General features: G+C 52.0%; 12 protein-coding genes and 1 pseudogene. 3 read left to right on the forward strand and 10 right to left on the reverse strand.

Going from position 1 to position 11698, the window contains the following annotated elements; translation table 11 throughout:
- The first annotated feature begins 261 nt into the window (after positions 1 to 261).
- The 3 genes and pseudogenes from ACM5QY_RS19755 to ACM5QY_RS19765 form a co-directional block, all read left to right on the forward strand.
- Positions 262 to 645, forward strand: a complete 384-nt coding sequence (locus ACM5QY_RS19755; RefSeq protein ID WP_416122337.1) for a DUF2169 domain-containing protein — start codon at positions 262 to 264, stop codon at positions 643 to 645.
- Positions 646 to 913: 268 nt separating this feature from the next.
- Entirely contained in the window at positions 914 to 1795 is an 882-nt protein-coding gene (locus ACM5QY_RS19760) for a DUF6531 domain-containing protein (RefSeq protein ID WP_463366400.1), read from the forward strand.
- Positions 1785 to 2337 (forward strand): annotated as a pseudogene (locus ACM5QY_RS19765) (RHS repeat-associated core domain-containing protein); the annotation flags it as partial. The gene ACM5QY_RS19760 and the pseudogene ACM5QY_RS19765, both read left to right, overlap by 11 nt.
- 163 nt (positions 2338 to 2500) lie before the next feature.
- Here the strand turns inward: ACM5QY_RS19765 and ACM5QY_RS19770 are convergent.
- The 10 genes from ACM5QY_RS19770 to ACM5QY_RS19815 all read right to left on the reverse strand — a co-directional run bounded on the left by ACM5QY_RS19770 (position 2501) and on the right by ACM5QY_RS19815 (position 11664).
- Entirely contained in the window at positions 2501 to 3037 is a 537-nt protein-coding gene (locus ACM5QY_RS19770) for a glycine zipper 2TM domain-containing protein (protein ID WP_416122339.1), read from the reverse strand.
- Between the two features lie 355 nt (positions 3038 to 3392).
- Positions 3393 to 4697 carry an NAD(P)/FAD-dependent oxidoreductase gene (locus ACM5QY_RS19775; RefSeq protein ID WP_416122340.1) on the reverse strand — a complete coding sequence of 435 codons (1305 nt, stop codon included), beginning with the start codon at positions 4695 to 4697 and terminating at the stop codon, positions 3393 to 3395.
- A gap of 310 nt (positions 4698 to 5007) precedes the next feature.
- On the reverse strand, positions 5008 to 5550 hold the full coding sequence (gene ycfP / locus ACM5QY_RS19780) for an alpha/beta hydrolase YcfP (protein WP_416122341.1): 543 nt from the start codon (positions 5548 to 5550) through the stop codon (positions 5008 to 5010).
- Between the two features lie 52 nt (positions 5551 to 5602).
- The gene (gene nagZ / locus ACM5QY_RS19785) at positions 5603 to 6643 is read right to left on the reverse strand and encodes a beta-N-acetylhexosaminidase (protein WP_416122940.1); all 1041 of its coding nucleotides are present in this window, start codon (positions 6641 to 6643) and stop codon (positions 5603 to 5605) included.
- Positions 6644 to 6659: 16 nt separating this feature from the next.
- Entirely contained in the window at positions 6660 to 7559 is a 900-nt protein-coding gene (locus ACM5QY_RS19790; RefSeq protein ID WP_416122342.1) for a phosphotransferase, read from the reverse strand.
- The gene (lpoB, locus tag ACM5QY_RS19795) at positions 7543 to 8145 is read right to left on the reverse strand and encodes a penicillin-binding protein activator LpoB (RefSeq protein ID WP_416122343.1); all 603 of its coding nucleotides are present in this window, start codon (positions 8143 to 8145) and stop codon (positions 7543 to 7545) included. The genes ACM5QY_RS19790 and lpoB overlap by 17 nt, the downstream gene beginning before the upstream one ends.
- Before the next feature lie 21 nt (positions 8146 to 8166).
- Positions 8167 to 8535, reverse strand: coding sequence for a YcfL family putative periplasmic lipoprotein (locus ACM5QY_RS19800; RefSeq protein ID WP_416122344.1), 369 nt, complete (start codon positions 8533 to 8535; stop codon positions 8167 to 8169).
- An 8-nt stretch (positions 8536 to 8543) separates the two neighbouring features.
- Positions 8544 to 8897: a purine nucleoside phosphoramidase gene (hinT, locus tag ACM5QY_RS19805; RefSeq protein ID WP_104922693.1), complete on the reverse strand. Its 354-nt coding sequence runs from the start codon at positions 8895 to 8897 to the stop codon at positions 8544 to 8546.
- Between the two features lie 200 nt (positions 8898 to 9097).
- Complete coding sequence (gene ptsG, locus ACM5QY_RS19810; RefSeq protein ID WP_104922694.1) at positions 9098 to 10531, reverse strand: PTS glucose transporter subunit IIBC; 1434 nt, start codon at positions 10529 to 10531, stop codon at positions 9098 to 9100.
- 338 nt (positions 10532 to 10869) lie between these two features.
- A complete protein-coding gene (locus ACM5QY_RS19815) occupies positions 10870 to 11664 on the reverse strand; it encodes a metal-dependent hydrolase (protein WP_416122345.1) in 795 nt (264 codons plus the stop codon).
- Between the last annotated feature and the right edge of the window lie 34 nt (positions 11665 to 11698).

The following is an 11698-nucleotide window of genomic DNA, read 5'->3' on the forward strand; positions in this document are numbered from 1 at the left end:
TGGAGATTGATAACTCATTAAATTAATAATGAGCCATCAGTCTCCATTTTCATTTAAAAACACCCTATTGCATTCACAAAGCAAATATAACCCAACCCGTCTATAGCGCCTGCGATCTATAAAAAATCCAATTCAATAATTAATATCAAATTCTTTTATTCAGATTCGTGAAATTATTAAAATAACTTAATATCCTTTTCGGTAAATGCAAGGTTAATAAAACACGGTATTAAACAAGGCGAACATAAGGATGTTTTTAAAATGGAATTCCGAAATCTTACGCCCTTTGCGGCGATGCAGTTCAAGATGCGCGATCGGGAAGATAATGAAAATGATGTGATCGTAATGAAAGTGGGATACCGGCTGGAACCCGATGAAAGCGGAGGTTACCGCGTCAGGGTCCGCGACGATGATACCGTTGCACTCAACGTTCAAGATGAGTATCTGGCTGCGGTAAACTCGTCATCGGTTATTCAGGAAAGCGATCTTACTCCGTATAAACCCTCCTGCGATATCATTATTTCCGGGAGTGCCTGTGCAGATAACTGTTCCCCCGTATTAAAACAAAATATCAGCATCATAATTAATAACGCCGCCGGAGATGAATATTTCTTTGACGGAAATCAGCTCAGCTGCCAGCCCTGAAACCGGTGAAGAAAATGAACCTGACGGGAAACTGCCCGACAGTGCGTAGTATGGCGCATTTCTGGCTGCCGGTGCTATACGAAATGGTAGCCCTGAATCGTACGAAGTCATTGCCGGATCAGCGGGCCCGGATGCGTTGCGTGGATTTCGTACGGCGATGGAGAACCAGTATGTTTTCATGGCTGCTGGCATCGTTATCGGTGGTGCAATCACTGAAAAGCAAAAGAAGCAGCAGGGAAAAGGTTCAATCATACCCAGGGAAGATTCAATGCCTTCCGCCAACTCCTATCCTCCACGGCCTGCTAATTTGGGAGGCGGCGGAAAAGTCAAATTCCGCAGCGAAGGCAACGGTAAAGCGTCCACCCGCAAGCATGGCGAGCCAACTGTTTCCGATAATAAAGAAGGCAACTTCGGCGGCACCTGCAGCGTAAAAGGTGATCCCGTTGACATCGCGACCGGCGATTTCCTGCAAAACCTGCAAGTCATCGACCTGCCCGGTACGCTGCCGCTGACGCTCAACCGCACCTACCGTTCCCGTTCCACGGCATCAGGTATTTTCGGCCATAAATGGGCCGATAACTGGTCGCAGTCTTTACGGCTTGATGACCATGAAATCCATTTCACCACAGAGGAAGGTTCCACCCTCAGCTACTATTCCGCCGCTGATAAAGACAACGTGGACGGGATTAACCTGCATCAGGCACACCTTCATTTACACGGCAGCCGCCGCGGCACGCTTTATATCTTCAATCATCATACCCAGCAAACGCTGTGCTTTGACGCGCAATCCGGCTCACACCGCCGGCTGACTTCCCTGCGCGACCGTGCCGGTAACCATATCGACTTTGTTTATCAGAACGACCGTCTGATTGCGCTGAAACACAGCGACGGTTACCGCGTTGAGCTTGGCTGGCAGGGGGGGCAACTGATTGCTATTGCGCGTACCGATGCGCAACAACGTCAGGGAACGGGTCAGTCAGGTGCAACACGCAGGACGGGTGGTACGGCGGGGAAATGGCGAATACCGCTACGATACCGCCGGACGGCTGGAGGAGAAAAAGACAGAAATACCCGGCTTCCGCCCGCAGGTCTGGCGCTACCGCTGGGATGCTCAGAACCAGATACGCGGGCTTATTACGCCCGAAGGTGAACGCTGGCAGTACGCCTACGATGCTTTCGGAAGACGCATCAGTAAACGTCGTGAAGGTGGCAATCACAAAAAACCATCAGGCTACGACTATTTATGGAGCGGCGACCAGCTTATCGAAGAAACGCCGGTTTACGCCGACGGCTCCCCGGCTTATGAAGAAAGCATTCACTGGCTGTATGAACCGGGGGGCATTAACGCCTCTCGCACGCCGTGAAAAAGGTCAGCTGCATTATGTCGTCAGCGACCACATGGGCACGCCACGCGAGCTGTTGACCGAAAAAGGCGATGTTGCATGGGCAAGCAGACTAAGTACGTGGGGTAAAGAAACCCGCTACCGCCTGGCAGCAAATGATGACGGCCCGACCTGCAACCTGCGTTTTGCCGGGCAGTACGCCGATGAAGAATCCGGGTTGCATTACAACCGGCACCGTTACTATGATAGTGAAACGGGGCAATACCTGAGTCCGGATCCGATAGGGTTAGTGGGCGGGTTGAACCCTTACGGATATGTGCATAACCCGCTGGGATGGATTGATCAGATACTTACAGAAACCTCGGCTGAAATCGCACTGGCCGATATGGTGAAACATAAAAACGGAATCGCGCAGGAAAATGCCACTACCTAAGCCAGTGGCTGATTTCGGTGCACAAAAAAAGCAGCCTGAGGAAAACCTCTGGCTGCTTTTTGTCAGGCTTACCAGGAAATTACGAACGGGTAAGCTGCAATTGACCGCTTTTATCCAGCGGAATTTGAGTGCCCGGATCGTGGTCCATACGAACTTTCCCTTGCTGATCGCCTATTTTGTAGGTCACATCATACCCGAGCGTTTTGTCCGATTTGTCGTACACGGTTTTACAGCGCTGCTGCTGAGTCGTGTACGTATCATTTTCCTGCATGCTGCTCTGGACGCGGTTACCCGCGTAACCGCCACCCAGCGCACCGGCGACCGTGGCGACATCACGTCCGCGACCACCGCCGAACTGATGTCCCAGTACGCCACCAGCAACAGCACCCAGTACGGAACCGGTAAGCTGATGTTCATCCTGCACAGGGCGACGGTGAGTGACCGTCACATCACGGCATTCCTGACGCGGGGTTTTGGTGGTCTCTTTGATGGGCGTCGCGCTGACAACCTGCGCGTACTGCGGACCCGATGAAAAGACGTTCATGCTCGCAACGCCAGCAATGCCCAGCGCCGCAGCCACTCCGATACCGACCCCAGCTAACATTGACTTGTTCACAGGACTTCCTCCGAAAATGTTACCACGCAATTACCCCGATTCCGGGGCGCCTCAGCGGACTGCAACACATCTGAGGACCGGCGTGCGTGAATCGCCGTCTGTAAACTTAGAGTCAAGTTTGCACAAGGAAACGTAAGCGAACAATAAGACGAACTCTGTAAGTGAGAGGAATGGCAGGTGGAACTGGGTGTTTCAGAGAATTCTTAGCTGACAACATTAAAACAGCGGACTCTTATACTTCACGTGAGGCTGTTGCGAAAAAATAAAAACAGTGTAAAAAGAAAAAGCCTGTCAAAAACAGGCTTTTAGGCATGAAACGATTCAGCCAGTTCTGAAAAAAACCGGCGGTTCAGAATCAGTGCAGTTTCAGACGCGGACGGATCACGCGGTTGATCCCGCCGACCAGCATCATCAGGCCGGTTTTAATGTAACCGTGCAGCGCAATCTGGTGCATGCGGTACAGGGAAACATAAACCAGACGTGCCATACGCCCTTCAATCATCATCGAGCCACGCATCAGGTTACCCATCAGGCTGCCAACGGTGCTAAAGCGCGACAGAGAAACCAGTGAACCGTGGTCTTTATAGACGTACGGTTTCAGACTCTGGCCGTTCCGCTGTGCCATGATGTTTGCGAAGCAGCGGGACGCCATCTGGTGTGCAGACTGCGCGCGCGGCGGCACAAAACCACCCGAAGGCTGCGGGCAGGATGCGCAGTCGCCGATCGCATAAATGTTGGGATCACGCGTGGTTTGCAGCGTAGGCTCGACCACTAACTGGTTGATGCGGTTAGTTTCCAGACCCGCAATGTCTTTCATGAAATCAGGCGCTTTAATCCCCGCCGCCCAGACCATCAGGTCAGCATCGATGAATTCACCAGACTTGGTGTTCAGGCCGTTTTTATCCGCACTGGTGACCATTGTTTGCGTCAGAACGCGCACGCCCAGTTTGGTCAGTTCCTGATGCGCTGCACCGGAAATGCGCGGAGGCAATGCAGGCAGAATGCGCTCACCGGCTTCCACCAGCGTGACATTCAGCGCATCGCTGTCCAGCCCTTTAAAACCGTAGCTGTGCAGCTGTTTCACCGCATTATGCAACTCGGCAGACAACTCAACGCCGGTGGCACCGCCCCCGACAATCGCAATATTCACTTTCTTCTGTTTGTCAGCGCTGGCAGAGAATTTGAGGAACAGGTTCAGCATTTCGTTATGGAAACGGTGTGCCTGATGCGGATTGTCCAGGAAAATACAGTTATCTTTCACGCCCGGCGTACCAAAGTCGTTCGATGTACTGCCCAGCGCCATGACCAGTGTGTCGTAAGCGATATCACGAACCGGCACTAGAATGTCGCCGCTTTCATCACAGATTTCAGCGAGTTTGATGGTCTGATTTTCGCGATCGATATCGGTCAGCGAACCAATCTGGAAAGTAAAACCGTGGTTGCGCGCATGTGCCAGATAGCTCAGCGCGTCCACGCCGTCATCCAGGCTGCCAGTTGCCACTTCGTGCAACAGCGGTTTCCACAAATGGCTGTGGTTGCGATCGACGAGAATGATCTCCGCTTTTTTCTTGCGGCCAAGTTTATGGCCCAGGCTGGTAGCCAGTTCCAAACCGCCGGCGCCACCGCCGATAATCACAATTTTCTTCATTGGTGATGTCAAAATGACCCCCTCAAATGTGAACCAATTGTTATATAAGAGTAAAAATATTATCCTTATATTACATAGGGTTGCTTAAGTTAAATCGGTATCTTTGACGGAGGATATCATGCGTGGTGATTTGGTCATACCAAAATTGATGTAGGTCAATTTAAATTCATTTGGTAAATTTCACTTAGTTAAATGGCATCCATTTTGACTTCTTTAAATCAGGCAGTTAGAGGTCGGGGTGAGGGAAAAATTGTTTTTCACGCGGATTCAGGCATAAAAAAACCACCGCACGGTGGCAGTGGTTTTCAGCGATAAATGTTAATCAAATGATATTTTTAAAGGCTTTGATACGTTGCAGATGGGTCGAGATATCCTTGAATTTATGGGTCTGGCTTTCGTCCCATTCAATCGGATAATAATGGTGCAACTTCTCCGCCGTTTTGCCGCTGTCGAGGACGCCATCTTCTCGGGATAAAATGACCAGACAACGGTCGCGGTTCTTCTCGCGAAAATCACTGATGCATTTGGTGGCGATATCTTCGTACTCTTCCGGACGGTCAATTTTCCCGGCCATATTTTCCTGCGGCGAAAGGTTCGGGTTAAACATCACCTGACGGATACCGCACAGGAAACCGATCCGTTCAGCCCAGAATCCGCCCAACCCTACCCCGCAAATCAGCGGCAATTTGTCGGCGGTTTCATGCAGCACTTTATCGACTTCTTTCAGCAAATGTTGCATGTCATGACGTGGGTGCAGCGTGCTGTAACTGATAAAGCGCACGTCCGGGTCAATAAACTGGAGTTGCAGCACTTTCTCGTGGTTACCGGGACTGGTTGAATCGAAACCATGTAAATAAATAATCATCGTTTACCTCATCCTGAATGTGCGTTGACACCCTAAGACCCACTGAAAAATGTTAACGGGTCACCTGTTTGTGCTCCTGCCAGCGGGCATCAAGCGTCGTTAATTCACGGTTTGCCTGTTTCCAGCGGCTCGAATTCATCAGGTCCTGACGGGCCTGTTTTCCACTGTACAGCCCACGATGATACAACTGTGCAACACGCTCAGCTTTGACCGGCGACAGGTTATCCAGCACGCTGACGGCACCTTCGCGGTGATTACACACCAGAATCATGTCGCATCCGGCATCCAGAGAAGCCTGCCCACGTTCTGCATAGCTGCCCATAATCGCCGCGCCTTCCATCGATAAATCGTCGGAGAAGATCACGCCGTCGAAATTCAGCTCTTTACGCAGAACTTCCTGCAACCAGTACGGCGAACCGCTGGCCGGGCGCGGGTCAACCTGAGTATAAATCACGTGCGCGGGCATCACGGCATCCAGCAATTTACGCGCATTCAGCTCGCGGAAGATGGCCATGTCGTTCTCACGGATCACGTTCAGCGGACGGTCATCGCGCGGGGTTTCTTTGTGGGAATCCGCAGTGACTGCGCCGTGACCCGGGAAATGCTTACCGGTGGTTTTCATGCCCGCCGAATGCATACCGAGAATATATTGCTCCGCCATGTCGAGCGCTTTCTGCGGTTCGGCGTGGAAAGAACGTTCGCCGATAGCCGCACTGATATGGCCGATATCCAGCACCGGCGCGAAGCTGATGTCGATATCCATCGCAATCATTTCTGACGCCATCAGCCAGCCGGATTCCTGCGCCAGACGCCCGGCTTCGTGTGTATCATTGAGCGCGGCGAAAGACTGGGCGGCGGGCAGACGGGTGAAACCTTCGCGGAAACGCTGCACGCGACCGCCTTCCTGATCAACGGCCAGCACCAGACGATCGTGCGATGCGGCGCGGATCTGACGGATCAGTTCATGTAACTGGTCAACGTCATGGTAGTTTCGGGTAAAGAGAATCAGCCCGCCAACCAGCGGGTGCTGCAAAATTTCACGTTCTTCGGCATCCAGCTCGTAGCCAGCCACATCCAGCATTACAGGTCCCAGCAAAATGGCGCTCCTTTTAAGTTTTCACATGTTCATCATGGACGCAGCCAAACAGCCTGACCCGCAGCGGCTGCGCCCATTCACTGTATTTCTTATCAGCGGTCTGCGCCCAGCGGACTTCAAACCACAGCAGCATCAGATAATCCACCCACGGCAACCAGCGTTTAACCTGTTGCCGGAAAAGGGAGAGATCCTGATAACCGCCCGCTTTTGCATATTCGCGAATAAATGTGTCCTGATGGTGCGGGTCCAAACCGTTCCCACGAACAAGCGCGGCGATTTCCAGCGCCGTATCGCCGTCGGCGGCGTATTCCCAGTCAATGATCCGCAAACCCGTCTCCGTTTCCAACAGGTTTCCCGCGTGGATATCCATATGAAGAAGTGCCATTTTCAGCGGCACGGGTAATTTCCGTCGCATCATTTTCTGGTGTAACGCCAGCCAGCACGGCGTCAGCCTGCGCCGGTCGACATGCTGCCAGTAACGGGTAAACTGACGGCGCAAATCCAGCGGATAACCCGAAGGCTTAAGCAGATGCAATCTCGCCAGACTCTGGCTTAGGGCTTTCTGCCCCACAGCGGAAACAAAGGCCGCATTACTGAGCGGTGTGCCTGCTATCCATTCCACCAGCAGCCACGGCGGTGAACTGAGTCTGACACAAGGGCCCAAACTCTGCCGCTCAATATGCCGCAAAATGGCATGTTCGCGTTGCCTTTCCACACCGGAATGTCGACGTTCTCGGGACTGATGGCGCGCCAGCATATTGCCCGCCGGAGAAACAATTTTCCAGCTTTCACCTGTCAAACCGGCCACCGGAGATAAATGAAAACCGGCAGTTTTCACTGCCGGATAGTGTTGCTCAATCAGTTGCTGTAACTGATTTTCAGGACTGAGTTCAGCCTTAATTTTGGACCGCACCGCGACCTGACCAGACAATTTCACCACTCGGCGCAGTCAGCAAACGCATCGACATTGTCGGCGCTTTCACGTCTCCGCTCACCGTGCTGTAAAGCACATACTGCGCTTTCACGATATTGGCCAGACCGATGGCTTTGCTGACGGACGCCAGGCTGTCATCCGGCGATAACCCGAGAGACTGCTTGGCTGACGCCAGCTGATCGGCAGGCACTACCTGGAACGTGGTGTTATTGGCCAGCGCGCTGCGCAGGGCATCAGTGGCTTTGGACGTTTGCAGTGAACCGTTGGTACTGTTCTTCACGCCATCCACCAGCAGAACGCTGCCGGCCTGCACGCCATTCGCTTTAAGCATTTTTGCCAGCAACGGCTCAACAGTGGCCGTCCAGTCAACGCTGGCCAGTTTAGGAGGCTGCGGAACTGGCTGAATTTGTGGCTGCTCCGGAACCGGTGGATTAACCGGTGGCAGCGGTTGTTGCGGCTGCTGAGGTTGTTCAGGCTGCTGCGGCTGCGTTTGTTGCTGGTTTGGCAAAGTACAACCGCCCAGGATCAGTGCGGCCATCGCCACAATGAGGAAATACTTTTTCATCAACCTTCTCCGTACAAAAAATTAGAGATAAAGGTAAACACGCACGCTGTACGCATCAAGATTACCGTTTTGCGAACTGATGGTTACGCGGCTGTTTGCCGGAATCGTCACCGTCCGCGATTCAGCGACCGGGAGTAAATCCAGCCCCTGTTTATCGTACCAGTAGAAACGGTAATGTAAGGTCACAGGATGTGGCTGGTTGTTATCCAGTGTGCTGGTAGCTTTTTTCTGCCCGCCGGAATCCGACACTGATGGCGAACCTGGAATAATTCCCGCTGTCAGGACGGGAGATTCCATCACCACGCGCTGCTGGTTATTCAGTGCAATACCCGGTTTGCTGCTACAGCCCATCAGCAAAACCACCGGCAATAACGCCATCAATACACGCATGTTTATCCTTATTGGTGTGACAGCAATGGCCCCAGAGCACGGCCACCAACCAGATGCATGTGGATATGGTAAACCTCCTGCCCTGCGTCGCGGTTGCAGTTGACGATCAAACGGTAGCCGCTTTCTGCGATCCCTTCCTGTTCGGCGATTTTCGCCGCCACGGTCATCATGCGCCCGAGAGCGGCCTCGTGACTGGCATCGACATCGTTCATCGTTGGGATCAGGACATTCGGGATAATCAGGATATGGCTTGGCGCCTGTGGAGAAATATCGCGGAACGCCGTGACTAATTCATCCTGGTAAACCACATCGGCAGGGATTTCACGGCGAATAATTTTGCTGAAAATTGTCTCTTCGGCCATCTTAACTGTCCTTAATAAAGTAAAAAGCGTTGTACGCAGTATGGGTTAGAATTTCCATTCCTTTCAACCTGATTACGCTTTTTGATGCTTAATTGACGCAGAAAACGCCACCCGACGGCGGCGCTGTCTTTATCCTCAAACCGCAGGCATGAAAAAAGGAGGCCGAAGCCTCCTCTTTCAGAACCAGACCGTGCTCACCATTAATGGCTACGCATGTACTCGTCCATGTCGGTTTTCAGGTTATCGGACTTGGTGCCGAAGATTGCCTGAACACCAGAACCTGCCACGACCACACCTGCCGCACCCAGTTTTTTCAGGCCAGCCTGATCCACTTTGGATACGTCGGCTACGCTGACGCGCAGACGGGTGATACAAGCATCGAGGTTAGTGATGTTGTCTTTACCGCCGAAAGCCTGAACCAGAGAAGCGGACATTTCAGAACCACCCTGAGTTGTGGTTTCGCTGGTTGTGTCTTCACGACCAGGCGTTTTCAGATCCAGTTTAGCAATCAGGAAACGGAAGATGCTGTAGTAAATCACCGCATACACCGCACCCACGATAGGGAACAGCCAGATTTTGCTGCTGTTACCGCTCAGTACGATGAAGTCAATCAGACCGTGAGAGAAGCTGGTACCGTCACGCATACCCAACAGGATACAGATTGGGAATGCCAGACCGGCCAGAATCGCGTGGATCACATACAGAATCGGTGCCACGAACATGAAGGAGAATTCGATTGGCTCGGTGATACCGGTCAGGAACGCAGTCAGTGCAGCGGAGATCATGATGCCGCCGACTTTTGCACGGTTTTCAGGTTTCGCTGAGTGCCAGATAGCCACAGCAGCTGCTGGCAGACCGTACATTTTGAACAGGAAGCCACCTGACAGTTTACCTGCAGTTGGGTCACCGGCCATGTAACGTGGGATATCGCCGTGGAAGACCTGACCGGCAGAGTTAACGTACTCACCGATTTGCATCTGGAATGGAACGTTCCAGATGTGGTGCAGACCAAACGGCACCAGCGCACGTTCAACCACACCGTAGATACCGAACGCGACTACCGGGTTCTGGTAAGCAGCCCATTGAGAGAAGGTTTGGATACCTGTACCGATTGGAGGCCAGATAAAGGACAGAACCACACCCAGGATGATGGCAGCCAGACCAGAAATGATCGGAACAAAACGTTTACCCGCAAAGAAGCCCAGATACTCTGGCAGCCGGATGCGATAGAAACGGTTGAACATGTAGGCCGCAATCGCACCGGAGATAATACCGCCGAGTACGCCGGTATCCGCCAGGTGCTTAGCTGCGATTTCTTCAGCAGGCAAATGCAGAACCAGAGGTGCAACAACCGCCATGGTTTTCACCATGATGCCGTAAGCAACTACGGAGGCCAGTGCAGAAACACCGTCGTTATTGGTGAAGCCTAACGCCACACCGATAGCGAAAATCAGAGGCATGTTAGCGAAGACTGAACCACCGGCTTCGGCCATAACATGGGAAACGATCATTGGCAGCCAGCTAAAGTTTGCAGAACCGACGCCCAGCAGGATACCTGCGATTGGGAGTACGGATACTGGCAGCATTAGCGATTTACCGACCTTTTGAAGGTTTGCAAACGCGTTCTTAAACATAATTGAGTGTGCTCCTGAGTAATGATGTTTTTTGATACTTCATGCGATTTCGCTGTGTAGTGAACCGCTTTGCAAAGGCTCTGAGAGCCTTTTGCTGTCGGGTGTCTAAGCACCCCTTTTAATTTTTACGCAGGGTAAAATAATTCCCTTTGTTAATGTTTGATGGCAGTCACGTTTTTCTGAAAAATGCAGTGAGACCGTATTAAAAACCCGCACTTACCCACACAAAATCTGAAAATCGCTCCCCTGACACCGTTAAAAACGGTGCCAAGATACCTCATTAAGGTGATTAATTACGAGATGAAAAATAAATCCAGAATATATGACTAAGCGAAAGCTTAGGTCAGAGAGGATGCATCGATGTGAAATAATCGTGAAAAGTTTGCTGTCGTCGCTTCGGCAAGCTGTGCGACGGTGACGCCTTTCAAAACAGCCATGTAATCGGCAATATCGCGCACGTATGCGGGCTGATTTTCTTTACCCCGATGCGGCACCGGTGCCAGATACGGGGAATCGGTTTCCACCAGCAGGCGATCTAGCGGCACATAACGGGCTACTTCGCGTAAGGCTTCAGCATTTCGGAAAGTCATAATGCCGGAAAACGAGATATAGAAACCGAGATCTAGCAGGAATTCTGCGGTCGGGATATCCTCGGTAAAACAGTGCAGAACGCCACCGCATTCACCGGCTTTCTCTTCTTTCAGAATATCGAGCGTGTCCTGACGGGCATCGCGGGTATGGACGATCACCGGTTTGTTCAGCTCACGGCCAACGCGGATATGCTCGCGGAAAGAATCCTGCTGTAATTTCAGCTGATGGGCTTCTTTCTGATAGAAATAATCCAGACCCGTTTCGCCCATCGCCACCACTTTCGGGCTGGCAGCCAGGCGGCGCAGCTCTGCAAAATCGTAGCCTTCCTCAATATTCAGCGGATGCACGCCACAGGAAAAAGCCACCTCAGGGCGGTCGCCAATCAGTTGCGCCATCGCCTCGTATCCCGGCAACGTCGTCGCGACGGCCAGCATAAATTTCACATCACGCTCACGGGCTTTTTCCAGCACGTTATCAACGCCGGAGTGCAGCTCGTTATAATCAAGGCTGTCGAGATGGCAGTGGGAATCGACTAAAAACATAGTATTAACTCATTACGGTCTGTTGATGATAATT

The organism is Rahnella sp. PCH160, from assembly GCF_047784855.1.
Lineage (GTDB): Bacteria > Pseudomonadota > Gammaproteobacteria > Enterobacterales > Enterobacteriaceae > Rahnella.